General features: G+C 68.8%; 20 protein-coding genes, 1 tRNA gene and 1 pseudogene. 10 read left to right on the top strand and 12 right to left on the bottom strand.

Annotated features, from left to right (window positions below):
* The first annotated feature begins 455 nt into the window (after positions 1-455).
* The 5 genes from A5771_RS24425 to A5771_RS00605 are packed head-to-tail and all read left to right on the top strand — an operon-like array spanning position 456 to position 6224.
* Entirely contained in the window at positions 456-1262 is an 807-nt protein-coding gene (locus A5771_RS24425; protein ID WP_064853266.1) for a PE family protein, read from the top strand.
* Positions 1263-1301: 39 nt separating this feature from the next.
* The gene (locus A5771_RS00620; protein WP_064853265.1) at positions 1302-2486 is read left to right on the top strand and encodes a PPE family protein; all 1185 of its coding nucleotides are present in this window, start codon (positions 1302-1304) and stop codon (positions 2484-2486) included.
* A gap of 28 nt (positions 2487-2514) precedes the next feature.
* The gene (locus A5771_RS00615; RefSeq protein ID WP_064853264.1) at positions 2515-5031 is read left to right on the top strand and encodes a sensor histidine kinase; all 2517 of its coding nucleotides are present in this window, start codon (positions 2515-2517) and stop codon (positions 5029-5031) included.
* Positions 5031-5714: a response regulator gene (locus A5771_RS00610; RefSeq protein ID WP_064853263.1), complete on the top strand. Its 684-nt coding sequence runs from the start codon at positions 5031-5033 to the stop codon at positions 5712-5714. Before A5771_RS00615 ends, A5771_RS00610 begins: the two co-directional genes overlap by 1 nt.
* Before the next feature lie 51 nt (positions 5715-5765).
* On the top strand, positions 5766-6224 hold the full coding sequence (locus A5771_RS00605; protein WP_064853262.1) for an MPT63 family protein: 459 nt from the start codon (positions 5766-5768) through the stop codon (positions 6222-6224).
* A gap of 6 nt (positions 6225-6230) precedes the next feature.
* Here A5771_RS00605 and A5771_RS00600 read toward each other — a convergent pair whose 3' ends face one another.
* The 7 genes and pseudogenes from A5771_RS00600 to A5771_RS23645 form a co-directional block, all read right to left on the bottom strand.
* Positions 6231-7193 (bottom strand): Ppx/GppA phosphatase family protein, encoded by a 963-nt coding sequence (locus A5771_RS00600; RefSeq protein WP_064853261.1) that lies wholly within the window; start codon positions 7191-7193, stop codon positions 6231-6233.
* Positions 7190-7681 (bottom strand): DUF501 domain-containing protein, encoded by a 492-nt coding sequence (locus A5771_RS00595; protein WP_064853260.1) that lies wholly within the window; start codon positions 7679-7681, stop codon positions 7190-7192. Before A5771_RS00595 ends, A5771_RS00600 begins: the two co-directional genes overlap by 4 nt.
* The gene (locus A5771_RS00590; RefSeq protein ID WP_064853259.1) at positions 7674-8306 is read right to left on the bottom strand and encodes an FtsB family cell division protein; all 633 of its coding nucleotides are present in this window, start codon (positions 8304-8306) and stop codon (positions 7674-7676) included. Before A5771_RS00590 ends, A5771_RS00595 begins: the two co-directional genes overlap by 8 nt.
* Before the next feature lie 18 nt (positions 8307-8324).
* A complete protein-coding gene (gene eno, locus A5771_RS00585; RefSeq protein ID WP_064853258.1) occupies positions 8325-9614 on the bottom strand; it encodes a phosphopyruvate hydratase in 1290 nt (429 codons plus the stop codon).
* Between the two features lie 88 nt (positions 9615-9702).
* Positions 9703-10437, bottom strand: coding sequence for a lytic transglycosylase domain-containing protein (locus tag A5771_RS00580; protein ID WP_064853257.1), 735 nt, complete (start codon positions 10435-10437; stop codon positions 9703-9705).
* Between the two features lie 88 nt (positions 10438-10525).
* Entirely contained in the window at positions 10526-11086 is a 561-nt protein-coding gene (sigC, locus tag A5771_RS23650; RefSeq protein WP_234782882.1) for an RNA polymerase sigma factor SigC, read from the bottom strand.
* A 183-nt stretch (positions 11087-11269) separates the two neighbouring features.
* A pseudogene (locus A5771_RS23645) lies at positions 11270-11899 on the bottom strand (DUF2275 domain-containing protein); the annotation flags it as partial.
* Between the two features lie 122 nt (positions 11900-12021).
* On the opposite strand from A5771_RS23645, the gene A5771_RS00570 reads away from it, so the two are divergent.
* The gene (locus A5771_RS00570; RefSeq protein ID WP_064853256.1) at positions 12022-13539 is read left to right on the top strand and encodes a PPE family protein; all 1518 of its coding nucleotides are present in this window, start codon (positions 12022-12024) and stop codon (positions 13537-13539) included.
* Between the two features lie 28 nt (positions 13540-13567).
* Here the strand turns inward: A5771_RS00570 and A5771_RS00565 are convergent, their stop codons facing one another.
* The 3 genes from A5771_RS00565 to A5771_RS00555 are packed head-to-tail and all read right to left on the bottom strand — an operon-like array spanning position 13568 to position 18827.
* Entirely contained in the window at positions 13568-14506 is a 939-nt protein-coding gene (locus A5771_RS00565) for a nucleoside triphosphate pyrophosphohydrolase (RefSeq protein WP_064853255.1), read from the bottom strand.
* Entirely contained in the window at positions 14503-18165 is a 3663-nt protein-coding gene (gene mfd, locus A5771_RS00560) for a transcription-repair coupling factor (RefSeq protein WP_064853254.1), read from the bottom strand. The genes A5771_RS00565 and mfd overlap by 4 nt, the downstream gene beginning before the upstream one ends.
* Before the next feature lie 59 nt (positions 18166-18224).
* Positions 18225-18827 (bottom strand): TetR/AcrR family transcriptional regulator, encoded by a 603-nt coding sequence (locus A5771_RS00555; protein WP_064853253.1) that lies wholly within the window; start codon positions 18825-18827, stop codon positions 18225-18227.
* Between the two features lie 85 nt (positions 18828-18912).
* Here A5771_RS00555 and A5771_RS00550 point away from each other — a divergent pair.
* From A5771_RS00550 to A5771_RS00540, 3 genes are all read left to right on the top strand, one after another.
* A tRNA-Gln gene (locus A5771_RS00550) sits at positions 18913-18984 on the top strand.
* A gap of 241 nt (positions 18985-19225) precedes the next feature.
* Complete coding sequence (eccE, locus tag A5771_RS00545; RefSeq protein WP_082946980.1) at positions 19226-20629, top strand: type VII secretion protein EccE; 1404 nt, start codon at positions 19226-19228, stop codon at positions 20627-20629.
* The gene (locus tag A5771_RS00540; protein WP_234782880.1) at positions 20626-21489 is read left to right on the top strand and encodes a glycoside hydrolase family 16 protein; all 864 of its coding nucleotides are present in this window, start codon (positions 20626-20628) and stop codon (positions 21487-21489) included. Before eccE ends, A5771_RS00540 begins: the two co-directional genes overlap by 4 nt.
* On the opposite strand, the gene A5771_RS00535 is transcribed toward A5771_RS00540, so the two are convergent.
* Together A5771_RS00535 and A5771_RS00530 are read right to left on the bottom strand one after the other, a co-directional pair.
* Complete coding sequence (locus A5771_RS00535; RefSeq protein WP_234782879.1) at positions 21471-22145, bottom strand: YdcF family protein; 675 nt, start codon at positions 22143-22145, stop codon at positions 21471-21473. The genes A5771_RS00540 and A5771_RS00535 overlap by 19 nt on opposite strands.
* On the bottom strand, positions 22142-23560 hold the full coding sequence (locus A5771_RS00530; protein ID WP_131808874.1) for an O-antigen ligase family protein: 1419 nt from the start codon (positions 23558-23560) through the stop codon (positions 22142-22144). The genes A5771_RS00535 and A5771_RS00530 overlap by 4 nt, the downstream gene beginning before the upstream one ends.
* 192 nt (positions 23561-23752) lie before the next feature.
* Here A5771_RS00530 and A5771_RS00525 point away from each other — a divergent pair, with 192 nt between their 5' ends.
* Positions 23753-25225 carry a polysaccharide biosynthesis tyrosine autokinase gene (locus A5771_RS00525; RefSeq protein ID WP_064853249.1) on the top strand — a complete coding sequence of 491 codons (1473 nt, stop codon included), beginning with the start codon at positions 23753-23755 and terminating at the stop codon, positions 25223-25225.
* Positions 25226-25260: the final 35 nt, after the last annotated feature.

The following is a 25260-nucleotide window of genomic DNA, read 5'->3' as shown; positions in this document are numbered from 1 at the left end:
CGGTCAGAAGGTGCAGACCGCCGGCAACAACATGGCCAACACCGACGCCTCGGTCGGCTCCAGCTGGGCCTGACCGAAGCCCCAACAAAGCAAACCGGCGCAGCGGAGGGGGCTGCGCCGGTTGTTTTGTTTCCCGGACATCGCCATGCACCCGGTGGCGGCCGGCCGAGCACGAAAAGCGGCGCCGGTCCACATGACTGCCAGGAATTCCTCACCTGACTTGGACGGAACTTCCAGGTCATCGACGAACAGCCCAGCACCGATGCGGCGGTGGAGTCCAGTCGGGCCCGCGCCGGACCCCCAAATCGCTGGGAAGGGCCTGTGCGAATAAACCGTCAAGAATCCTGGCAGGGGCGTTAAGAACCCGTAAACGACTTCCCCAAACCGGCCCTCGGCCGGAAACAGTGGACCCTGCACTCGGCCGAAGGCCGGCCCGTTTTCCACCAGGAGAAGTCATGTCCTTCGTGACCACCCAGCCCGAGGCGATGGCGGCGACCGCCAGCAACCTGCAGGCGATCGGCTCGGCGATGACCGCGCAGAGCGCCGCGGCCGCCGCACCCACCACCGGCATCGCCCCGGCGGGCACCGACGAGGTCTCGGTCTTGCAGGCGACCCAGTTCGCCGCCTACGGGCAGCTCTACCAGCAGATCAGCGCCCAGGCCGCGGCGATCCAGGAAATGTTCGTCAACACCTTGCGCACCAGCGCCGACTCCTACGGCAGCACCGAGACGGCCAACTCGGCCGCAGCCGGGCTAGGCACGGCCACCGCCGGACTGGGCGCCGGCTCGGGGGCCGCTGACCCGACATTCGGGCTGGGCGGGATCGCCAGCAACAGCTCCATCCTGGCCGCCATGCAGGCCGGCACCATCGGCTCGGCCGCTTCGGAATTCACCGGGCTGGGCAAGGGCTACATCACCTCCCCGTCCGGGGTGGTTCACCAAGTCGCACCCGACATGCCCGCGGCCGGTCTCACCGGCCAGACCGCGCCGGCCGCCGCCGCAGCACCGGTCACCACGACCGCCGGTCAGGCCGCGGCACGGACCCTCGGCGCGCCCACGCCACCGGCCTGGGCCGGCGAACCCGCGCCGGCGGCGGCCACGCCCGCGGCGCTCTCCGGCCAGAGCACAGCAGCCGCCGCACCCCGCGCCTCGACGGCGGCCGTGCCCGCCGGGCTGCCGGCGTCCTCTAGCGAGCAGGGCAGCCGCGGCCGGCTGCGCTACGGCATCAAGCCGAAGGTGATGCCGCGCCCACCGGTGGGCTGACGGCAGACAATCGGTTACCAGCGAACGGAATTGACGAACATGGACTTTGGCGCGTTACCCCCGGAGATCAACTCCGGCCGCATGTACGCCGGAGCCGGTGCGGCACCGATGATGGCGGCCGCCGCGGCGTGGAACAGTCTCGGCGCGGAGCTTTCCACGACCGCGACGTCCTACCAGTCGGCGATCGCGGCACTGACCGGCGAGGAGTGGCAGGGGCCGGCCTCGGCGTCGATGGCCGCGGCCGTGATGCCGTATGTCAACTGGCTCAACACCACCGCGGCCGCCGCCGAACAGGCCGCCGCCCAGGCAACCGCATCCGCAGCCGCATTCGAAGCGGCGTTCGCGATGATGGTGCCGCCCCCGGTGATCGCCGCCAACCGGGCGCAGCTGATGGCGCTGATCGCCTCGAACTTCCTGGGCATCAACACCCCGGCGATCGCCGCCACCGAGGCGCAGTACGCGGAGATGTGGGCGCAGGACGCCATCGCCATGTACGGCTACGCAGGCTCGTCGGCGAGCGCCGGAATCCTGCAGCCGCTGTCCTCCCCCAACCCGATCAGCAACCCGCTCGGTACCGCGGGCCAGGCGGCCGCAGTCGCGCAGGCATCGAGCGGAGGCGCCCAGAGCGGGTTGTCCCAGCTGGTTTCGGGGCTGCCCAACACCATGCAGACCCTGTCCTCGCCGCTCAGCGCCGCGGCCGGTCCGGCCCAGGCGGGCGATTTCCTGACGAATTTCATCGATTCGACGCAGAACATCGGGATCTGGAACGCAATCCAGACCTACAGCACCTACGCGGTGACCGCCGGGTCTTGGCATCTGTTCGCCGGCATCGCCAGCGCGCTCGCCATCGCCTCACCCGGCGTGGGTGCCGCCGGTGGAGCGGTCCTGGTGGATTCGGTCGACGCCCCGGCCGGCGCGGCCGCCGCCGGCTCTGCGGCCGCCGGCCGGGCGCCGGTGCTGGCCGGCATGGCCCAGGCGGCCCCGGTCGGGGGACTGTCGGTGCCGTCTACCTGGCCGGGGGCACTGCCGGGCGGATCCGGTGCGGCGCCGTTGATCACCTCCGAGTGGATTCCCGGTGCGGTCGAGGAAGGGCAGTCGATGACCGCGGTGCCGGCCGGGATGGGTGCCGCCGGTGCGGCCGCAGCGCGCGGCGGTCGCGGTTTCAGCGATCCACACTACGGATTCAAACCCACTGTCATGGCACGCCCGGTCGCCGCTGGCTGAGAACGGCGGTTGCCGGGATGATGGTCGGGTGAGCGTCGTGAGTCAGCGCGGGGAACTCCGCATCTACCTCGGTGCCTCGCCCGGGGTCGGCAAGACCTACGCGATGCTCGGCGAAGCCCACCGGCGGGTCGAGCGCGGCACCGACGTGGTGGCCGCCGCCGTGGAAACCCACGGCCGCAGCAAGACCGCCGAACTGTTGCGGGGCATCGAGACGATCGGCACCCCCGACGCAGAACTCGACGTCGCCGCGGTGCTGGCGCGGCGGCCCGAGGTGGTCCTGGTCGACGATCTCGCGCACACCAACGCCGCCGGCAGCCGTAACCCGAAGCGCTGGCAGGACGTCGAGGAGTTGCTCGACGCCGGGATCACGGTGATCTCCACCGTCAACGTGCAGCAGCTGGAGAGCCTCAGCGACGTCGTCACCAAGATCACCGGCACCATCCAGCACGACACCGTGCCCGACGCGGTCGTGCGCCAGGCAGCTCAGATCGAACTCATCGATGTCGCCCCGGAAGCGCTGCGCCGCAGGCTCTCCCACGGCAACGTCTATCCGCCGGAGAAGGTCGACGCAGCGCTGGCCAACTACTTCCGCGGCGAGACGCTCACCGCGCTGCGCGAACTGGCGCTGCTGTGGCTGGCTGGACAGGTCGACGCGGCGCTGACGAAATACCGTGCCGACAAGAAGATCACCGAGACCTGGGAGGCCCGCGAACGCATCGTCGCCGCGGTCACCGGCGGCCCGGAGTCAGAGACCTTGGTACGTCGCGCCTCCCGGATCGCCTCCAAGGCAGGTGGCGAGCTGCTGGTGCTGCATGTGCTGGGCGGCGACGGAATCTCCGGCGCACCGGCGCCCCGGGTGGGCAAGATCCGCCAGCTGGCGATCAGCTTGGGCGCCTCGCTGCACACGGTGATCGGCGACGACGTGCCGGCCGCGCTGCTGGAATTCGCCCGTGACGTGAACGCCACCCAACTGGTGATCGGCAGTTCGAGACGCTCCCGTTGGGCGCGCATCCTCGACGAGGGTGTCGGTGCGGCAGTGGTGCAGCAGTCCGGCGACATCGACGTGCACATCGTCACCGACGAGGACATCAAGCCGAGTTTCCGGGCATTCTCGGTCTCGCCGCGGGAACGGCGGGCGGTGTCCTGGCTGGCCGCGATCGTCGTCCCGTGCGTGATGTGCGCAATCGTGGTCGGCTGGCTGGACCACTACCTCGAGGCCGGCCAGAGTGCGCTGTTCGTCGTCGGCGTTCTGCTGGTGGCCCTGCTCGGCGGTATTGCCCCGGCGGTGCTGTCGGCGTTGCTGTCCGGGGTGCTGATGAACTACTTCCTGCTCACCCCGCGCCGCGACTTCACCATCGCCGAACACGACGCCGCGGTGACCGAGGTGGTGCTGCTGTTGGTGGCGGTCGCGGTGGCGGCCCTGGTCGACGGCGCCGCCAAACGGGCCCGGGAAGCTGGTCGCGCCTCCCGCGAGGCGGAATTGATGACGCTGTTCGCCGGGTCCGTGCTGCGCGGAGCGGACCTGGACACGCTGCTGGAGCGGGTTCGCGAGACCTACGCGCAGCGGTCCGTCAGCCTGGTTCGCGTCCCGGCCGCAACGGCGAAGACCGGGATCGCCCGCGCCACCAGGGTGGTGGCCTCGGTGGGCGAGCAGCCCTGCACCTCGGTGGATCTCGCCGACACCGCTATCGATGTCGGCGACGACGAGTTCTGGATGCTGATGGTCGGTCGGCAACTGGCCTCCCGGGACCGGCGGGTGCTGTCGGTGGTGGCCCGCCAAGCCGCCGGACTGGTCCGCCAGGAGGAGCTGGCGGCCGAGGCCAGCCGGGCCGACGCGGTGATGCGCACCGACGAATTGCGCCGCTCGCTGCTCTCGGCGGTCAGCCACGACCTGCGCACCCCGCTGGCGGCGGCCAAGGCGGCGGTGTCGAGCCTGCGCGCCGACGACGTCGCCTTCTCACCGGACGACACCGCCGAACTGCTGGCCACCGTCGAGGAGTCCGTCGACCAGCTCACCGCCCTAGTGGGTAACCTGCTCGACTCCTCGCGACTGGCCGCCGGGGTAATCCGGCCCGCGCTCACCAAGGTGTATCTGGAAGAGGTGGTGCAGCGCGCTCTGATCGGAATCGGCAAGCGCAGCAACGTCTTCGGGCGCGGCAGTTTGGAACAGGTGAAGGTGGAGGTGGGTCCGACAGTGGCTATGGCCGACGCCGGACTGCTGGAACGCGTGCTGGCCAACGTGATTGACAACGCGCTGCGCTACGCCTCGGACAGCGTGGTGCGCGTGACGGCGGGCCAAGTCGGCGACCGGGTGCTGATCAACGTCGCCGACGAGGGTTGTGGGCTGCCGCGTGGCGGCGAACTACACGCATTCGATCCGTTCCAGCGACTCGGCGACCGTGACAACACCAGTGGTGTGGGACTTGGATTGTCGGTGGCGCGGGGTTTCACTGAGGCGATGGGTGGCACCATCTCGGCGACGGAGACACCGGGTGGCGGGTTGACCATGGTGGTGGACCTGGCCGCACCGGCAGGAGAAGGGTGATGAGCACACGTGTTCTGGTAGTCGACGACGAGCCGCAGATTCTTCGAGCACTGAAGATCAACCTGTCGGTGCGCGGCTACGAGGTCGTCACCGCCGCGACGGGCGCCGGTGCGCTGCGCGCCGCCGCCGAGCAGCGCCCCGACGTGGTGATTCTCGACCTGGGACTACCTGACATCTCCGGCATCGAGGTGCTGGCCGGGCTACGCGGCTGGCTGACGGTTCCGGTGATCGTGCTGTCCGCCCGCACCGACTCCGCTGACAAGGTCGAGGCGCTCGACGCCGGGGCCGACGACTACGTGACCAAACCGTTCGGCATGGACGAGTTTCTGGCCCGGCTCCGGGCAGCTGCACGCCGTAATGCCGCTACGGCCGAAATCGACCAGCCGATAGTGGAAACTGCTTCGTTCACCGTTGATCTGGCTGCCAAGAAGGTCACCAAGAACGGCTCTGAGGTGCACCTGACCCCCACCGAGTGGGGCATGTTGGAGATGCTGGTGCGCAATCGCGGCAAACTGGTCGGCCGTGATGAGTTACTCACCCAGGTGTGGGGCCCGGCCTATGCCAAAGAAACCCAGTACCTGCGCGTTTACCTGGCGCAATTGCGGCGCAAACTCGAAGATGATCCGTCCAATCCCAAGCATCTATTGACCGAAGCAGGCATGGGTTACCGTTTCGAGGTTTGAAAACTGTCAGCGCGGATATGTATTCGGGGACCTAGCGGAAGGAGTTTTACCGTGATGTTCTCTCAGATCGCCAAAAAGACGGCGGTGACAGCGATCGGCCTCGCAACGGCAGGAATGCTGGCGGTGGCACCGGCTTCTGCGGACCCGACAGTCGTCGGGTTCGGTCAATCACAGGAGATCCAGAGCCCAGGCGGAGCTATCGACTACACCGTCGAGAACCTGCAACCCAGCGGTCACAACGACGGAGTCTGGTACTCCGACGTGACTGCGAAAGCGGTAAGCGGCTCTCCTACCCCGAACATCGCCGACTTCAACGCGCGCGCGGTCAACAGTTCGACGTACGCCGTCATGAAGGGCAACGAGGTCGACGGCCTGCCCAACGGCCCGATCGCGCAGGGCAGCCAGACCAGCGGGCGGCTCTACTTCGACGTCAAGAACGGCACCGCGCCGGACAGCGTCGTCTACCGCGACGCCGGCGGCCACGACAAGGTCGTCTGGAAGCAGGGCTAAGCCCGGCTAGTCAAAGTCGGCGATCGACAGCGCGATTCCGTCCAGGATGTCGTGTTCGCTGACCACCAGCTCCTCGATGCCGGCGAGCCGGTTTAAGGCGCGGGCGAGTTCCTGCACCACGATCGCCCCGCCGCCGATCACGTCGGCACGTCCGGGGTGCATCGGCCCCAGCGCGGCACGCTGCTCCCGGGCCATGCCGATCAGCTGATCGCAGACCGCCAGTAGGTCGCCGAAGCCGACCCGGGACAGGTGAATGACCTCGGGGTCGTATTCGGTCAGGCGGTGGGCCAGCGCGGCGAGCGTTGTCATCGTTCCGGCCACCCCTACCCAGGTGCGGGCCTGCGCCACCGGCACCGCCCGCAGGGCCTCACCGAGCAGCTCGCCGGCAAGGCCGCGGGCGGCGGCGATCTCGTCGGCGGTCGGCGGATCGGAATGCAGGCAGCGCTCGGTCACACGGACACAGCCGATGTCGGCGGAGTAGCTGGCCCAGACCCCGCCGACTGGATCGCCCAGCACCAGCTCGGTCGATCCGCCACCGAGGTCGACGACGATAAAGGGGCCGGCGGCGCTGTCCAATTCGCCGACCGCCCCGCGAAAGGACAGCTCCGCCTCCTCGCGGCCGGTGATCACCTCGGCCACCGCGCCGGGAACGGCTGCACTTAACACCTGCGCTGTCATGGCGAAGAACTCGTCGCGGTTGGCCGCATCGCGGGTGGCCGAGGTCGCCACCATCCGCACCCGCGAAACCCCGTGTGCCGCCAGCAATCCGGCGTAATCCGCCAAGGCCGCGCGGGTGCGCTCCAACGCACCGGAAGCGAACCGGCCGGTCGCGTCGACACCTTCGCCCAACCGGACCACCCGCATCTCGCGGTGCACGTCGTGCAGTCGGCCATCATGCGCATCGGCGATCAGCAGGCGAATCGAGTTGGTGCCGCAGTCGATTCCGGCGACGCGGTTCGGGGGAGTCATAACCACTGCTCCGGTACCAAGATGCCGGCCATCCCCGGCTCGGCGGCCAGGATCGCCAACGCCTCGTCGCCGAACGGGTTGACGCCGCGCCCCTTGGCCAGTGCGTGTGCGATCAGCACATGCAGGCACTTGACCCGGTCGGGCATGCCGCCGCCGGAAAAGGTGGTACCCAGCGGCTCGATCGCGTCCCGTTCGGCGAGAAAGGACTCGTGGGCACCCCGGTAGCGCGCGGCGAGTTCGGTGTCAATCTGCAGCCGGGCGGTCATGTTAGCCATCAGCCCCGAGGACTCAAGCCGGCTGGCCGCGGCGGTCAACACCGGGTGGGTCAGGTAGTACAGGGTGGGAAACGGTGTTCCGTCAGGCAGTTTCGGCATCGTCTTCACCACGGCGGGCTCACCGTTGGGGCACCGGTAGGCGATCTCCAGGACACCGCGTGGTTCTCGGCCCAGCTGCCGGCCCACCGCGGCCAGGTCAGCGGGGTCAACCAACGGGCACCACCGGTGCGGGCGGAACCGGAAGCCCCGGCGGTCCGGGCGGCGGCGGAGGGTGCGGGACGTCGGCGATCGTGTGCCACAGCGCGGTGTACCAGGGATCACCGCTGGGGGCGGCCAGGGGTTCGGTGCCCGGCTCGCCCGGCACCTCGACCGGGGCGGGCAGCTGCACCTGATACGGGATCTCGCCCGGCATGACGAAGCCGAGCCGCTCGCGGGCCTGCGCCCGGATATGCGCCGGGTCATCCATGTTGGCCTTCTGCTGCTGCAGATCGGCGATCTGACCGCGCAGGGTGGCTTCCAGCTGGGACTGCTGCTTCATCTCCGCGTGCTGGGCGAAGAACGTGCGGACCGGTCCGGCGAGGGTCAAGGTGAGCACGCACATCACCGCCGCCAGGATGACCGCACGCCGCGCGGTGAAACCGACCCGCAGCTCCGCGCGCTGCTCGGCCGCTGTCGATCGCTGGACCGGCTGAGCCGGTGATTCCGGCGCGCTGCGCGAGGTGCCCGGCCCGCGGCGCACCGCCGCTGAGCGGCGTGGGCGGGCGCGTTCGGTTTCACCGGCCCGGCCCGGCCGCGACGTCGCGGAACGCCGCTTCTCGGGCCGTTTCGGATCGGACATGGCAGCGGCCCCGAGGAGCTATTTGCTCTCCGGCGCATAGCGGGGGAAGGCCAGGTCGCCGGCGTAGCGGGCGGCATCGCCGAGTTCCTCCTCGATCCGCAGCAGCTGGTTGTACTTGGCCACCCGCTCGCTGCGGGCCGGTGCACCGGTCTTGATCTGACCGCTGCTGACGGCCACCGCGAGGTCGGCGATGGTGGTGTCCTCGGTCTCGCCGCTGCGGTGGCTCATCATGGTGCGGTAGCCGCTGTGGTGAGCCAATGTCACCGCGTCCAGGGTTTCGGTCAGCGTGCCGATCTGGTTGACCTTGACCAGCAGCGCGTTCGCCGCACCGCGCTCGATGCCCTCCTCGAGACGTTCGGGGTTGGTGACGAACAGGTCGTCGCCGACGATCTGCACCCGGTCCCCGATCTCGGTGGTCAGCGCCACCCAGCCGTCCCAATCGTCTTCGGACAGCGGGTCTTCGATCGAGACCAGCGGATAGGAGTCGAGCAGCTTGGCGTAGAACTCGGTCAACTGCGCGGCGGTACGGGTCTGCTTCTCGAACGCATACCCGCTGCCGTCGGTGTAGAACTCGGTGGCCGCGACGTCGAGCGCCAGCGCCACATCGCTGCCCAGCTTCAGTCCGGTGGACTCGATCGCCGAGCTGATCAGGTCCAGCGCGGCCGTGGTGCCCGCGACGTCGGGGGCGAAACCGCCCTCATCCCCCAATCCGGTGGACAGCCCCTGCTTCTTGAGCACCGCCTTCAAGGCGTGGTAGACCTCGGCGCCCCAGCGCAGCGCCTCGGCGAAGCTGGGGGCGCCGATCGGGGCCACCATGAACTCCTGGACGTCGACACCGGTGTCGGCGTGCGCGCCGCCGTTGAGGATGTTCATCATCGGCACCGGCAGGATGTGAGCGTTGGGGCCGCCGAGGTAGCGGTACAACGGCAGCGCCGCGGAGTCCGCGGCGGCCTTGGCCACTGCCAGCGACACGCCGAGCATGGCGTTGGCGCCCAGCCGGGACTTGTCCGCGGTGCCGTCGAGGTCCACCAGGGCCTGGTCCACCAGCCGCTGGTCATCGGCGCTGATCCCGATGACCGCGGGCGCGATCTGGTCGAGTACCGCGGTGACCGCCTTCTGCACCCCCTTGCCGCCGTACCGGGCGCCGCCGTCCCGCAGTTCGACGGCCTCGTGCTCACCGGTGGACGCCCCGGAGGGCACCGCGGCCCGGGCAAACGTCCCGTCCTCCAGCGCCACCTCGACCTCGACCGTGGGGTTGCCGCGGGAATCGAGGATCTCGCGGGCGCCGACCTGCTGGATGATGGGCACTGACTTCTCCTTGAGCTGGGTGGGGACGGGCCGTTGTCAGCCTATTGGGAGCCTAACGGTGGTCCCCGCCGCGCACCTCACACACACCTCACAAGGGCCGCCCGGCCGCGTACGCGGCGGCCCAGTCCCGAACCGCGCGGGCGTAGATCTCCGACTCGTTGTAGGCCATCAACGCCGTCATCCAGCCTTTGGCGGTGGCGAGATCCTTTCCGCGCCAGCACAGATAGCCGGCCGCCGACAGCGCTGCGTCATCGATGTTGTCCGGGCTGACGATGCCGTCGTTGTTGGCGTCGACGCCGTAAAGACGCCAGGTCTCGGGGATGAACTGCATCGGGCCCATCGCGCGGACCACGCCGTCGTCGTCGGCCAGGTCCGGCTGCAGATTCTCGACGATGTGCAGCGTGCCGCCGGAGCCGTCGAGCCGCACGCCCCGGATCTTGGGCCGCACGTCGCCGTTGCGTGCCACCGTGGCGTGGTTGTAGCGACCATGATGACTCTCGATCTGGCCGATGCCGGCCAGGGTGGTCCAGCCGAGGTGGCAGTTGGGGTTCTCCACCTCCGCGACGCGTGCCGCGTACGCGTAGGCCTCCAGCGCGGTGACCGGGATGTCGAGCACCGCGGCCCGCTCGGCGGCCCAGTGGTAGAGCTGGTCGGCCGGACGGCCCGCCACCAGCTGGGTGTCCACCGGCGGGACCGGGTCCCCGGGCGGCGGCGGCACCCCCTGCGGGATGGGGTTACCGAGCTGCCAGCTGCAACTGGAAGCCAGCAGCACAGCCGTCGCAGCCACGACGGCGGTGGTCCGCAGCCAACGACGCGCCGACACCGCTCTCCCCAACCTCGAAACGCTGTTCTGTGTCCATCGTTCCATGACCGCTGCGCCACCGACGGACGTCACCGGGCCGAGTCACGGCCTAACCGGTCAGCTCGTCGCGTTCCGAATCCGCGAGCAGCGCGTCCCGGGCGCGGGCGACCCGGGAGCGGATGGTGCCCACCGGGCAGCCGCACACCGCGGCGGCGTCACGGTAGGACAACCCGAAGAGTTGAGTCAGCAGCAGCGCCTCGCGCTGTTCGGCTGACAGCCCGGCGATCAGGGTGGTCACTTCGACGACGTCCTCGAAGCCGCGGCTGGGCCGGTCGCGGTCGAGCAGCAGCTCGGGGTCGGCGCCGGCCGCGGTGCGCGGACGCGACCGCAGGTAGCGAATGTGGTCGGCCACCACTCGGCGTGCGATGGCCAGCAGCCAGGTCCGGGCACTGGAACGTCCGGAGAACCGGCCGATCGCGCCGATCGCCCGCAGGAAGGTCTCCTGCGTCAGGTCGTCGGCGTTGACACCGTCGAAGAGATAGGCCACGAACCGCCAGACGTCGCGCTGGGTGGCCTTGATGAACGCCTCCAAAGCCCGGGCGTCCCCGTTGGCGGCGGCAAGAGCGAGTGCGGTGACAGCGCCATCGTCGACCCGGTCAGCGCTCGCCATGGAAAACCACCCTAGACCCCGTGCTGGAACCGCTCTACGACGCATGGTCGTAGCGGTATCCGAACCGTTCACCGACCGCAGGTGCCGGCCTTTCCGGCCCCACCCGCGGCGGTCGGTGTCCGCCGGCGGCAGCGTCTCGTCGGCATCGCCGTCGGCGGCCCGCGAGCCGAAGCCACCGGCCCGGTGACGCGCCACCAGCAAAGCGAATACCAGGCCGATCAGGACCGGCAGATGGCTGGCGATCCGCGCGGCCGTCACCTGGCCGTGGTAGGCGTCGATGGCGACGTACCCGGTCAAGGCCAGGGCGAACACCCCGGCGATCGCGGCGACGCCCGCCGCCACGCCGGGCCAGATGCCGGCCGCGATCATCGCCCCGCCCAGCGCCAACAGCCACGCGGTGGATTCATGCAGCAAATGAGCCCCGGTGGCCGCCCCGTGGCCGTGCGCCGACACCATGCCGAAGTCGACGCCGACGATCTGGGCCAGCGCCATGGCCACCTGAAATACCCCGACCGCGATCAGCGCCAGCCGTCGGTAACCCCAGCTCGACCAGCGGCTGCCGACCGCGATTCCGCCGGTGACCGATGTCACCCCGGCGGCCGCCAGGATCTGTGCGGCCAGGTCAGGGCCGTCTCGGGAGTCGGCGTCGATGTCGATCGTGGTGAATCGGCGGGCTTGCGCGGCCGCACCGACCAGCCAGCGCCGGCAGCTGCGGCATGACGCCAGATGCGCGTCGACCTGTTGCGCCGGCAGGTCCTGCTGCTCGCCATCGAGCAGCGCCGACAGGGTTTCGCGCACCACCTCGCACCGCATGCCGACATAGTCGCCTATTCGGCGGCCTTTCACAAAGGTCACCGGCGCGGGAACCAAAGCGGGCGCCGATGCGACCACTTGGGTGTCGGAGAACAAATCACGATCGTGGGGAGAGGTGTTCCATGACCGCACCGGTCTGGCTGGCGTCGCCGCCGGAGGTGCACTCGGCGCTGCTGAGCGCCGGGCCGGGACCCGGCCCCCTGCTGGAAGCCGCGTCGGCGTGGTCGGCGATGAGCACCGAGTACGCCGAGGTCGCCGCCGAGCTCGACGCGGTGCTTGCCGGGGTGGAGACCGCCGCCTGGCAGGGGCCGAGCGCCCAGCAGTACGCGGCCGCGCACGCTCCCTACCTGAGCTGGCTGACCGAGAGCGCCGCCAAGAGCACCGCCGCGGCCGCCGTGCACCAGACCGCGGCCGCCGCGTACACCACCGCGCTAGCCGGTATGCCCACGCTGGCCGAGCTCGCCGCCAACCACGCCCTGCACGCCACGCTGGTCGCAACGAACTTTTTCGGCGTCAACACCATCCCGATCGCGCTGAACGAAGCCGACTATGCCCGGATGTGGATCCAGGCCGCGGAGATGATGACCATCTACCAGGGCGTCGCGGGAGCGGCGGTGGCCTCGGTTCCGCCTGCGACGCCCGCGCCGCCGATCGTGTCCCCAGGGGCTGCGGCCGACGCCAGTGTGAGCTGGGAACAGCAGATCGCCGACCTGCTCACCCAGTTCAACATGGGCTTTGCCGACCCGATCGCCAAGTGGCTGTGGGCGCAATTGGGTGTGGACGGATATCCGATCGAGGCATTTCCGTTCGCCAGCGCGGTCGGCCAGATGCTGCTGCAGGTCCCCGGGATGTCACCGATTCTGGCCACCTCCCTGGGCTGGACCGTCTTCCACACGCTGATGTTGTTGTGGCCGATGGGACAGATCGCGGTGCAGATGGCGATCCCGATTGTCATGGCAGCAGCGCCAGGCCTGATTGCTGCTGCCGCCGGGCTCGGTGCGCTCGGTGCGATCGGTGCGGCGGGCGGCGTGGAGCAGGCCGTCGAGCCGACCCCCGCGCTGCCGGTGACGGGCGGCGTCGCTGGCGCCCCGGTCCTCGGCACCGTGGTACCGGCCGGCGCGGAGGTGTGCGCGTGTGCGGACCCGATCTCATCGGCCGGCCCCACTGCTCCGGGCACCGTCAGCGGCGGGATGCCGGCCGGCGGCGGCGCGGCCGGCGGCGGCCCGGGAGTCGGTTTCGGGCCGACCTCGTGTCTGTACCTGGTGAGCAGCGCCGCGTCATCGGCCCGGCAGTCCAGCGGCTCGCGGCGCTCCCGCAGCGCCGAGGAAGATGCGTCGGAGAGCCAAGGCGCCCCCGGCGAGGCCGCGGCGGAGGCGTTAGCCCAGAAGCGCCGGCGCCGCCACCGGGCCCAGCAACGCGGGTTCGGCGACGAGTACATGGACATGAACATCGGGGTAACGCCGGACTGGGAGCGGCCGCCGAGCGCATCGGATTCCGGTGCCGGCCCATTGGGCTTCGCCGGCACCGCCACCGCGGTTCGCCGTCGGGCGGCCGGGATCACCGTGCTCGCCGGCGACGGTCTCGACAGCGAGCCGCGGATGCCGATGCTGCCAAACGGTTGGGGTGAGGACCCCGAGTAGCGGCCGGCGCCAGCCTCGGCGTTAGGCACTACCACTGGGGCCAGTGCGTGCGCCACTCCGCCTCGCTGATCTCACCGAGGGGCGCGGGATCATCGAGAACGTCCACGCCGCCGCCGCGCGCCGCCGCGATCGCCTCCTCGACATCGCGGACGGTATCCATGAATTCCAAAATTGCTGTGCGCAAACGGTTTTCGACGTCTCCGTCAGCGGTGATGGTGACCGCGGTGATCGCGTCGGGGATCAGCTCGGCGGGCAGACCGGCACGGGTGACGCGCTGCAGCACCTTGCTGGCCAACGCCAATGCCGGCTGGGCGGTCGACAGGTCGTCCATGATCGAGTTCCGGGACGCCTTCTCCAGTGCTTTTCGTTCGTGCCACTGCGTCACTTGGTCTTCGAGCGAGATCTCCTGGCCGGCAAGCACTGTCGGCACCCGATTGCCCAGCTTGCGCAGCAGTGCGTCGGCGACGTCGTCAATGCCGAACGGGTGCTCGGGGGCATCCTCGGCGATGCGGGCGTGGAACAGCACCTGCAGCAGCACGTCGCCGAGCTCTTCGCACAGCTCCTCGGCGTCCCCGCTGCGCACCGCGTCGAACAACTCGTAGGTCTCCTCGAGCAAGAACCGCCGCAGGGAATCATGGGTCTGCTCGCTCTCCCACGGGCCGGCGGTGCGCAACCGGTCCATGATCGCGACCGCGTCGACCAACCGCTCCCCCGGCGGCGCATCCGGTGCGGCGATCAGCGTCTCGCCGGCCGCCAGCCGCGCCACGACGGCGGGATGGTCGCGGTCCGAAGACAACAGCACCGCGGCCTGCCCGCAGTCACCGGAGAGCACCGACCGGGCCGACGGTAGCGACCACGGCACCGCGATCGGCAGTTCCTCGGTGTAGACGACGTCGCCGGTCAGCAGCGCCAGAGCTTCCACCGGCACCAACGAGGGCCGGCGCGGGTCGACCAGGACGACGGTCATCGTCGGCCGGCCGGGGCGGCTTCCGGAACCGCCGCCGCCACATCGACATGGCCCTGCGGCTTGCCCTCCAGCGCCGAGATCAGGTCGGCCACCATCTGGACCAGTTCGATATCGCGGATCCGCGCTGCGCCGACCGAAGAGCCGGCGCGAGGGATGGGGACCTGCACGGTGGCGGTGGTGGCGCGGTAGCTGGCGGACGGGTGCAGCCGCTTGAGTCGCAACTGCGCCGAATCGGCCAGCGTCATGGGGGCCAGCCGCAGCGTCGTCGCCGAGGCAACGCTGACCTCGGTGATACCGACGCTGCGGCACAGCAGCCGCAGCCGGGCCACCGCCACCAGCCGGCTCGCCGGCTCGGGCAGCGGCCCGTACCGGTCGGTCAGTTCGTCGATGACGGCGTTGATCGCCTGATCATCGGGGGCAGCGGCCAGCCGCCGGTAGGCCTCCAGCCGCAGCCGGTCGGAGTTGATGTACTCCGGCGGCAGGTGGGCGTCGACGGGCAGGTCGATGCGGACGTCCTTGGTCTCCTCGCTGGTGACGGTCTCGCCGTTGAACGCCGCCCGATAGGCCTCGACGGCCTCCCCGACCAGCCGCACATACAGGTCGAAGCCCACCCCGGCGACGTGCCCGGACTGCTCCACACCCAGCACGTTGCCCGCGCCACGGATCTCCAGGTCCTTCATCGCCACTGCCATCCCGGCACCGAGTTCGTTGTTCTGGGCGATGGTGGCCAGCCGGTCGTGGGCGGTCTCGGTCAGCGGCGATTCACGCGGGTAGAGGAAGTAGGCGTAGCCGCGTTCCCGGCTGCGGCCCACCCGGCCCCGCAGCTGGTGTAGCTGGGAGAGCCCGAAGGTGTCGGCGCGTTCGACGATCAGGGTGTTGGCGTTGGAGATGTCCAGACCGGTCTCGATGATCGTGGTGCACACCAGGATGTCGTACTCGCGGTTCCAGAAGCCCTGCACGGCGGTCTCCAGCAGTTCCTCGGGCATCTGGCCGTGCGCGACAATGACCCGGGCCTCGGGCACCAGCGCGCGCACCCGGGCGGCCGCCGCGTCGATGGAGCGGACCCGGTTGTGCACGTAGAAGACCTGGCCGTCACGCAGCAACTCGCGCCGCAACGCCGCCGCCACCTGCTTCTCGTCGTGCGGGCCGACATAGGTCAGCACCGGGTAGCGGTCTTCGGGCGGGGTCAGGATCGTCGACATCTCCCGGATGCCGGCCAGGCTCATCTCCAGGGTGCGCGGGATCGGGGTGGCGCTCATGGTGAGCACATCGACGTGGGTGCGCAGCGCTTTGATGTGCTCCTTGTGCTCGACGCCGAAGCGTTGCTCCTCGTCGACGATCACCAGGCCGAGATTCTTCCAGCGCACGCCGGTCTGCAGCAGCCGGTGAGTGCCGATCACGACGTCGACGGAGCCGTCGGCCAGGCCGTCGATCACCGCCTTGGACTCTTTAGGGTCGGTGAACCGGGACAGGCCCTTGACCGTCACCGGGAACCCGGCCATCCGGGTGCTGAATGTCTGCAGGTGCTGGTCGGACAGCAGCGTGGTGGGCACCAGCACCGCGACCTGCTTGCCGTCCTGGACGGCCTTGAACGCCGCCCGCACCGCGATTTCGGTCTTGCCGTAGCCGACGTCACCGCAGATCACCCGGTCCATCGGGACCGGCTTTTCCATGTCGGCCTTGACCTCGCCGATCGCGGTGAGCTGGTCGACGGTCTCGGTGAACCCGAAGGCGTCCTCCATCTCGGCCTGCCACGGGGTGTCCGGGGCGAACGCATGGCCAGGCGCGGCTTGGCGCTTGGCGTAGAGCGCGACGAGCTCGTCGGCGATCTCGCGCACCGCCTTGCGAGCCTTGGTCTTGGTCTGGCTCCAGTCGCTGCCGCCGAGCCGCGACAGCGCCGGCGCCTGCCCGCCGACGTAGCGTGACAGCTGATCCAGCGAGTCCATCGGCACGTAGAGCTTGTCGGTGCCGTTGGCGCCCCGTTTGCCCGAGGCGTATTCCAGCACCAGGTATTCGCGGCGCGCCCCACCCACGGTGCGCTCGGTCATCTCGACGAACTTGCCGATGCCGTGCTGATCGTGCACCACCAGGTCGCCTGCGGTCAGCGCCAGCGGGTCGACGGCGTTGCGGCGCTTGGCCGCCAGCCGCTTACCCTCGGGTCCGGCGACCCGATTGCCGGTCAGGTCGGTCTCGGTGACGATGACCAAATTGGCGCCCGCGATCACCAGACCGGTGTGCAGCGGCCCGGCCAGCACCCCGACCACCCCGGACTTGGGGGCCGCGCCGGGCTCCAACAACGTTGCCGCAGTGTCGGATTCGGCCAACTGCTCCACCAGCCGCCGTGCGGTGCCGACACCGGGAGTCACGATCGCCGCGGTGCCACCGGTCGTGACGTGCGCGCGCAGCATGGCAAAGATCTCGTCGATGTCGCGCTGTCGGCCCCGCGCCGACGGCGACGGGCGCACCTCGAGTTGGATCGCCGCCTCGTCGGAGAGCTGACTCAGCGTCCACCACGGATGGCCACTATCGACTGCCGCGGCGTGCGCTTCGTCGAGCTCGCGGAACCCCGACCCGCCCAGCTGCTCGATGTCGATCGGCGCGTCGCCGCCGATCGCTGCGACCGACCAGGACGCCTCCAGGAACTCGCGGCCGGTCTTGATCAGGTCGGCGCCGCGGGCGCGGACCTTCTCCGGGTCGCAGATCAGCACCGGTGTGCCGGCGCCGAGCTGGTCGGTCAGCAGGGCCTGCGGGCCGGGCCGCAGCACCGGACCCAGCGCCTCCATCCCGTCGACCGGGATGCCCTCGGCGAGCTTGGCCAGCATGTCGCCGACAGTGCCGGCGACGGCGTTGCCCTCGGCGTGCGGCTGGTCTCGGGCCAGCGACGACATTTCCATGGCCCGCTCCCGGACGTCGTCGGTGAGCAGCAGCTCCCGGCAGGCCACCGCCACCACGGTGCCCGCCTCGATCTCGGGGATGGAGCGCTGGTCGGCCACCGCGAACGGCCGCATCTCGGTGATCTCGTCGCCCCAGAACTCGACACGCACCGGGTGCTCGGCGGTCGGCGGGAAGATGTCGAGGATCCCGCCGCGCACCGCGAACTCGCCGCGTTTTCCGACCAGGTCCACCCGGGTGTAGGCCAGCTCGACCAGCCGGGCGATCACCGCCTCGAAGGGGGTCTCGTCGCCGACGGCCAGGATGACCGGTTCGATCGCGTCCAGTTGCGCGGTCAACGGTTGCAGCAGCGAACGGGCCGTGGTCACCACCACACGCAGCGGCTGCCCCAGCCGGGCGTCGTCGGGCCGCGCCAGCCTGCGCAGCAGCAGCATCCGGGCCCCCACGGTGTCCACGCCGGGTGAGAGCCGCTCGTGCGGCAGCGTCTCCCAGGACGGGAACAGCGCCACCGTGTCGCCGTAGACCCCGCGCAGTTCGCTGGTCAGATCGTCAGCCTCGTGGCCGGTGGCGGTGACCACCAGCAGCGCGCTGTTGCGGGCCAGCGCGGCGGCGGCGAAGGGCCGGGCCGCGGCCGGACCGACCAGGTTGAGCTCTGCGGGCCGGTTGCCGGCACGCTCGATGAGATCGGCGAAGGTCGGCGCGCTCAGTGCGGCTTCGACGAGCCCCGCGATCGGGGTCTGGACAGTCTGGTGCCCCGGTGCGGTCATGATGCGGACAATTCTAGGCGGTGCTGAGCCGGGCGCCGATTTGCGTTGGGGTGCATGCCTTATTCGTCGTGCAAGGCCGGATCGACCTCCAAGTGCGACAGTCCGTTCCAGCACAGATTGACCAAGTGCGCGGCCACCACTTCCTTTTTGGGTTCGCGCACATCCAGCCACCACTGGGCCGTCATCGACACCGAACCGACCAACGCCTGGGCATACAGCGGGGCGGTCTCCGGATCCAGGCCGCGTCGGGAGAAATCGCCGGCCAGAATCGACGACACCTGGCCGATCGCATCGTTGAGCAGGGTGGAATAGCTGCCGGAACTGATCGAGGCCGGGGAGTCGCGGATCAGGATCCGGAAACCGTCGGTGTGTTCGTCGACGTAGGTCAGCAGCGCCAGCGCGACCCGTTCGACCCGCAGTCTCGATTGGTTGTTGGTCGACTGGGTCAGCGACGTGGTGATGCCGTCCAGCAACGCCGACATCTCCCGGTCGACCACCACGGCGTATAGCCCCTCTTTGCCGCCGAAGTGCTCGTAGACCACCGGTTTCGACACGTTGGCGCGCAGCGCGATCTCCTCGATGGAGGTGCCCTCATAGCCGCGCTCGGCGAACAGCGACCGGGCGACGTCGATGAGTTGGTGCCGGCGCTCGCTGCCGGTCATCCGGGCCCGAGGGGGCCTACTATCCCTGTCCAGAGCAGCCACACGATCCAGGATATCGAGTTCGGTAGAGTCTCCTTGCACTCCATCCGTCGTGGTGTAATCGGCAGCACCTCTGATTTTGGTTCAGATAGTTCAGGTTCGAGTCCTGGCGACGGAGCAATCCCCTGGTACATGCCCTTTGGATGTTCTAGACTCCCTTCCATACCGGCAGTCACTCGGTTGGGGATTGGGGTCGCGCCCGCCCCGGATCGATGCCTCAGATGCGCCAGCGAGGGCCCATGATCCTTCCGAAATGGCCTAGCCAGCTTCAATTTCGCGCGGACCTGGGAACTCCCCCTACCCGAACCTATGCGGCAAACGGCGATTCGCAGCACGCTCCGGGGACCCCGATGGGCAGCATGTTCGCTCGAGCCGCGCTGCCGGGGCATTCACCGCCACGCCAAGATGAGCAGCGACGCCCACTCGGTCTGGTCAGCTCATGGCGGGGAGTCACCGCGACGTTCCTCTTCGACGTCGCTGTGCTGGTGGCGATCAGTCACCTGCCCGATGGCCGACCGGCGACCGTGGTGTGGTGGTTGGGCGTCACCGCCGCGGCGACGGTGACGATCGCAGCGGCACTCACCTACCACGGCGTGACGGTCATCCCTGCGCTCGCCAAGTGGTTGTGGAGCTGGTTCCGCTACTGGCGGCAGTCGGCGGCGGCAACGCAGCCGGCGTCGATCCCGGGAAGCCTCCCGGGCATTGACCACTGGCGCCGCTTCGGGCACGGAGTGGTAGGCATGCGTGAGCTCCGCGGCCAACTCGTCGCGGCGATCGCCGTCAACGATGCCGCAGACATGTCACCGGGTGGGGGCCAGTGGCCGACCGGCTCGCCGGCCACCTTGCCGGTTCCCGCGGTCGCCGCGGCGCTGCGCCAGTTCGATGTGCGCCTCGATGCCATCGACATCGTCTCGGTCCGAAAGCGCAACCCCACCGAGCGCACCGGTCCGCCGGCGCCGCACAACGTGGACGGTCACCCCACCGGAGGCCAGAGCGGAACGTGGCTGGTCTTGCGGATGGATACCCAGCACAACGTTGCCGCGATCGCGGCGCGTGATTCGGTGGCCTCCACCTTGGCAGCCGCCGTCGAACGGCTCACCGGTGATCTGAACGCCCGGCGCTGCACGGCCCGGCCGGTGGCTGGGGACGAGTTCGCCCGGGTGGACGCCGCTGTGCGGGCGGGCCTACAACGGACTCCGATCCGGCCGGGACTGTGTAACCTCCGGCACCTCGACAAGTACGTGACCAGCTTCTGGGTGGCGCCTCGACGCATCACGTCAGGCAACCTGAACATGCTGTGCCGGCAAGACACCGATGCCACCGTGATGACAGTTCGGCTGACCGCCACCGCAGGCCGGGCCGAGGTGTCGGCGTGGGTGCGCTATCACAGCAGCGAGCCGCTGGGTAAGGACTTCTGGACCGCGGCCGGCCTCAGCCGCCTGATGGGTCACCAGTTGGCGGCGGTCCGAGCCAGCCTGCCGACCCCGATGCGGCGGCCAGCGCTGGTGGTGCCGTCACGGGAACTACCCGACCAAGACCAGCTCGCAGTACGGGTGGGCGCCGTTGAGGCGGAGCTGGCCGCGGTCACCCGACGTCCGAGCCCGGGATTGAGCGACGTCGCCTGGCACGCGAAAGCGATCGGCGCCTGCAGAGGGGCGGCTGTTCGGGTGGCTGGGCTTCTGGGACACGGCATCAGGCGCCGGCATGACGGCCTGCCCGCACGCCCCGAGGAGAAGTCGCCGTTATCGCTGGTGGCGAAGTGACCGCCAACCGGCGCGATCGCCACCGCCCGCGCTGGACGAGTCTGCTGAAATCAGCCGCAGCCGCGCTGGCCATGTGGTTGGTCTTCGGCGTTCCTCTGGGGGCCGACGACAGGAACGCGGTCAGCCGCGCGGACGCCGGAAACGCCTGTCCCCCGGCACCGCCGGCCGTCGTCGACGACTTCTCCGGTCCGGCCGGTGCGCCGCCCAATCCGCAGCTGTGGAGCTACTTCCTGGGCGCCGGCGGCACGGACGGCCAACTGCAGGCATACACCAACAGTCCGCGCAACGCGTCCCTGGACGGCAACGGGAACCTCGCGATCAATGCCTTCAACGAGCCGGTCGACGTGCCAGGATTCGGCACGTTCCCGTACAGCAGCGCTTGGCTGAACACCCCCGGCCAGCTGGACTTCTGCTTCGGCACGGTCGCCGCCCGCATCAAGCTGCCTGCCGGCTCAGGCCTGCGGCCCACGTTCTGGCTGTTGGGCTCCAACGTCGGGACGGTGGGTTGGCCGGATGCCGGCGAAATCGACATCATGGAATTGCCCGACGGGGGGTCGACCCTGCACGGCGTCGGCGGGTACCTGCTGCCGTTCCGCGTGCCGCTCGCCGTCGGTACGGGTTGGCATGAGTATTCGCTGAATTGGCGGCCCGACGAAATCTCCACCTTCATGGACGGACAGCTGGTGGGTACTTGGACGCCGGCGTCGCTGCCGCCCGGTACGCCATGGACATTCAACGACAACCCGATGTTCGTTATCCTCAGCATGCCGATCGGCGGGCCCTACGGGATGCCGGACGCTTCGACCCCGTTCCCGGCCACGATGCTTGTCGACTGGGTGCGCTACACACCCCTCGCATGATCCGGCTCGCCGCAGCTGCCCTGGAAGCGCGCCTTGAGAAACGCCAACTCCTGATACAGCGACGTGCCCTCCCACTCCGCGAGCGACATCGGTTCATCGCGCGGCACTGCTCGCATGATCACGACGCCGGGCCGATCCGCAAAACATTGTGAGAAAACGAGCCGCGCCCGCGGGAGGTGATGGCGCCAACTGACCACGATGATCCGCTTCCAGTGCCGTTCGGTCGCCAATTGACGGGCCGCCAGCGCCTCCCCACGCGTGGTCGCCGGTGCCGGGCGGCGGCAGATGACCGTAATACCCTGGCCAGAACCGGCGCAGGCACGCCGCATGACCGGGTCGTCGGCGGCATAGGGGTTGGACAGCACCAGTACTGCCGCGGAGACCTGCCGAGCCACCGCAAGGCCATATGATTCGCGGCCATCATGTGCCCCCGCCAGCACGACAACGGCATCGGCGTGCTGCAGCGCGTCATCACCGACCCGTCCCAGCCACAGATACCCGCCGGTGCCGACGACGATCAGCACCGCCAGCAGGACGGTCGCCGCCGAGGTGACAACGCAACCGAGAATCGCCGCCGCCGTCTGCTTGGCGCGCGATTTCGGCCGAACCGGCATTCCCCTGGCTTCGTCCGGCGAGGGAATGTCGGGCGAGGTCATCGTTGCGGACCCGCCGTCCCGGTGTCAGGGCGTAGCGCCGCATGCCGGGCCCACAATGGCCGCGGCTGGATCGTCGAAAGCCGAGCCGGCGTCACCGACCCCGTCATCCGATCTGCCGAGGCCTCGACGCGGTTGACCGCGACGATCGCTGCTGCGCAGCCCACCATGTAATACAGAAAACGGTCGGTCAGCTGATTCTCCACCGCACCGATGGACAGCCATGCCACAACCGATATCAGCAGATAGGCCCCGAGCACTTCGCCCTCGCGCTTCGCCACCCGGCACGATTGGATCGTGCCGAACCAATAAACAAGCATCCCGACGAGAAGAACGCTCCCCCCGGCCGACACGATCTGCAGATAGATGTTGTGCGCTTCGTTGATGTGTTTTATTCCGATGCCGAACAAAGGATGATTTTCGAAGTCGGACCAAGCTTGAGCGTAAAGCTGGCTGCGCTCTTCATCACTGGATGCACTGGTACTCACCCCCGGCAACGTGATGCCGGCTCCGAACCGAAACAGTTTGTCGAGAATTCCAGGGACCAATTGGCCCAGGACAGTGACTACGCCGACGAACGACGCTACGAGGGTAACCGCCAGCCACCCCACGACCTTCTTCTTATGTGGCGAGGCGAAGACCGCGGCGAGTACCGCGACTGGCAAGGCCAGTTGCGCCCCTCGCGACCCGGACGCCACCACGCCCCCGCCGAGCAGCACCAGCGCGAGACATGGCAGCCAGCGACGTCGCGACTTGCTGATGAGGTGCACCGCGAAGGGTGTTGCGATGACGCAGACCAAGCCGAGCGTATTGGGGTGGTCGGAGAGGCCGGTTTGCCTATCGGAGTCGAACTGGTAATCGAGCGAACGCGCGAAATGGGTGAGTTTCGTCAGATCAGTCAGGGCGATAAGACTGGAAACGCACACCCCCGCAAGGAAAGACGCGGCAATCCACTCCGGTGCGCGTGACTCCAGTGCCGTGGCGGCGAGAGCGACGATCGGCACGACCACCAGCGCGATCACCCAGAATGCCGACTTGACGATACTGCCCGGCGTGCTGGAGACATCGACACCTGCGCTTTGAAGGGTGTGCTCGTACCGCACTGCAAAAGACGCGGCGGGAATAGGACGGTATGTCAAGGCGGCTGCGCATATGAGCAACGAGACAGCCGGCGCCCAGAGCCATCGGGGAATACGGAAGCGCAGATTCCCGAATACCGCCATCGCCGCCGCAACGACGAAGGCGAAAAGAAGAAAAACGTCGGCCGGCTGAATACCGCCGAGGTGGATGCCGCCCCACGTCGCGGTGAAGGATGCCACCAGGAAGGAACCCACCACCGCCTTCGCCAGCCACGGCGGAAACGCCACCGCCCCCGGGGCATTCCCCCGGGACACCCGTCCGTCCGTCAGGCTCGCCATCCGCCGGGGACCCCCCACGTGACAGCGCAGGGCCTTCCGCTGCTGCACATGCTGACCATCTCCCGTTCGTCTCGAGCGATCGGCGGCATAACCATCATCTGGGGGATACTCTCGAAGGTCAACACGCGGTATGTTAGGTCCGGGTAAATCATGCAGTATGACTCTTATCGCCGCTGAGATGAGGGACCCGGGATGGAAACTACCGAGTCGGCCGGCAAGCGAGACTGGCTAAACGTCCTTGTCCGCGAGTGGAAGCTCACCGTTGGCATCCCGGTCGTCTTCGGTTTGCTGACGCTGCTCGTGTGTTCGCTGCAGACGCCGGTCTACGAAGCCACCGCAACCCTGTACGTGACGGCGGGTACGAACGGCGAAGGCCGTGCTCAGCCCTACGAGAATGTGCTGGGCGCGGCGGGCCGGGTCACCTCATACGTCAAACTGGCCTACGCCGACGAGGTGATCGCGAGCGCAATCAATGATGTCGGCCTTGACATGACGACGGCTGAGGCGCGGGCATCGGTACGCTCCGCGGTGGTGCCGGAGAGCGAAATGTTCACCATCAGCGCCCAGCATAAGAATCGCGAAGTAGCCCGACGCTTTGCCGGCGCGTTGGCCCACTCGATCACCGACACCGTCGCCTTCCTGGAAGTCCCCAACGGTGGAGGGCACCCGGCCGCCAGGCTCAGTACAGTGACCCCGGCCACGGTCAATCCGAATCCCGTGGCGCCCAACACATTAATGAACGTAATCCTGGCAACGCTCGGCGGTCTGTTGATCGGCGCAGCCGCCGCCTTGACCCGTGAGCGGCTCAATAACACCGTCCGCGACGGGCGGGATATCGAGAGTCTCTTCGGATCACGGCTGCTCGGACGCATCCCTCATGACGAAATCCTCGGCGCCGAGAAGATCATCGACTTCGGGGCTCCGGCCACCGCGGCGGCCGGAGCATTCCGGCATCTGCGCACTGCCCTGGCGGTCGCGCATGCGAAACGTTCGCTTACCACGATCCTGGTGACGAGTCCCCGTAGAGGTGACGGAAAGTCAACGCTCGCACTCAATCTCGCAGCCGCATTGGCCGAGAGTGGCAGCACGGTGGTCGTCGTCGACGCCGATCTCGACCATCCTGCGGTGGCGAAACGTACCGGAAATTTCGAAGGCCCAGGGCTCGCTGATGCCATCCGCACCCAGATTCCACTACTGCAGCCGTCGACGATCGATAACTTGAAAGTGATCAGCGCCGGAGGCATGAGCGACGACACGCTGGCCGACCTGCTGGCGTCCAGCGCGTGCGGGATATTCTTCGACCGCTTGGTAGGCCCGTTCGATTACGTCATCGTGGACGCTGCCGCGCTGTCCGACGGTCCGGAAGCCGAGGAGCTCGCGCAGTGGACCGATGGGGTTCTGCTGGTCGCCAGACAGGGCCGATCGAAAATCTCCGAATGCGATGAATCGGCCGCCCAACTCGCCGCCGTCGGCGCCGAACTCGTCGGAGTGGTGCTCAACGATGCGCGTCCGCTCAGGAGTCACGCGCTGGCGGCGTCCCCGCCTGCGGCGCGGCCGCGGCTGCCCCGATCGGCATCCGCAACCTCGTCAACCATTTCGCCTAACGGGTCTCCGGCAACGTCGCCGGACTCGTCCGCCATGCAGGCGCGAGACCAAAACGCCTGACACTCCACTGTTTCTCTCCTTGTCTGCGAGGCCCA

This window comes from Mycolicibacter sinensis, assembly GCF_001667375.1.
Classification (GTDB): domain Bacteria; phylum Actinomycetota; class Actinomycetes; order Mycobacteriales; family Mycobacteriaceae; genus Mycobacterium; species Mycobacterium sinense_A.
Note: the sequence above shows the minus strand (reverse complement) of the source record. Positions and strands in the feature narration are given on the sequence as shown.

Bases quoted from the DNA above. Each gene is read 5' to 3' on its own strand.
- A5771_RS00610 (WP_064853263.1), top strand. From the start codon at position 5,031: ATGAGCACACGTGTTCTGGTAGTCGACGACGAGCCGCAGATTCTTCGA.
- A5771_RS00590 (WP_064853259.1), bottom strand. From the start codon at position 8,306: ATGTCCGATCCGAAACGGCCCGAGAAGCGGCGTTCCGCGACGTCGCGG.
- A5771_RS00570 (WP_064853256.1), top strand. From the start codon at position 12,022: ATGACCGCACCGGTCTGGCTGGCGTCGCCGCCGGAGGTGCACTCGGCG.
- A5771_RS00565 (WP_064853255.1), bottom strand. From the start codon at position 14,506: ATGACCGTCGTCCTGGTCGACCCGCGCCGGCCCTCGTTGGTGCCGGTG.
- A5771_RS00555 (WP_064853253.1), bottom strand. From the start codon at position 18,827: ATGACCGGCAGCGAGCGCCGGCACCAACTCATCGACGTCGCCCGGTCG.
- sigC (WP_234782882.1), bottom strand. From the start codon at position 11,086: ATGGCGAGCGCTGACCGGGTCGACGATGGCGCTGTCACCGCACTCGCT.
- A5771_RS00535 (WP_234782879.1), bottom strand. From the start codon at position 22,145: ATGACCTCGCCCGACATTCCCTCGCCGGACGAAGCCAGGGGAATGCCG.
- eccE (WP_082946980.1), top strand. From the start codon at position 19,226: ATGTTCGCTCGAGCCGCGCTGCCGGGGCATTCACCGCCACGCCAAGAT.
- A5771_RS00530 (WP_131808874.1), bottom strand. From the start codon at position 23,560: ATGGCGAGCCTGACGGACGGACGGGTGTCCCGGGGGAATGCCCCGGGG.
- A5771_RS00525 (WP_064853249.1), top strand. From the start codon at position 23,753: ATGGAAACTACCGAGTCGGCCGGCAAGCGAGACTGGCTAAACGTCCTT.
- A5771_RS00600 (WP_064853261.1), bottom strand. From the start codon at position 7,193: ATGACTCCCCCGAACCGCGTCGCCGGAATCGACTGCGGCACCAACTCG.
- mfd (WP_064853254.1), bottom strand. From the start codon at position 18,165: ATGACCGCACCGGGGCACCAGACTGTCCAGACCCCGATCGCGGGGCTC.
- A5771_RS00620 (WP_064853265.1), top strand. From the start codon at position 1,302: ATGGACTTTGGCGCGTTACCCCCGGAGATCAACTCCGGCCGCATGTAC.
- A5771_RS24425 (WP_064853266.1), top strand. From the start codon at position 456: ATGTCCTTCGTGACCACCCAGCCCGAGGCGATGGCGGCGACCGCCAGC.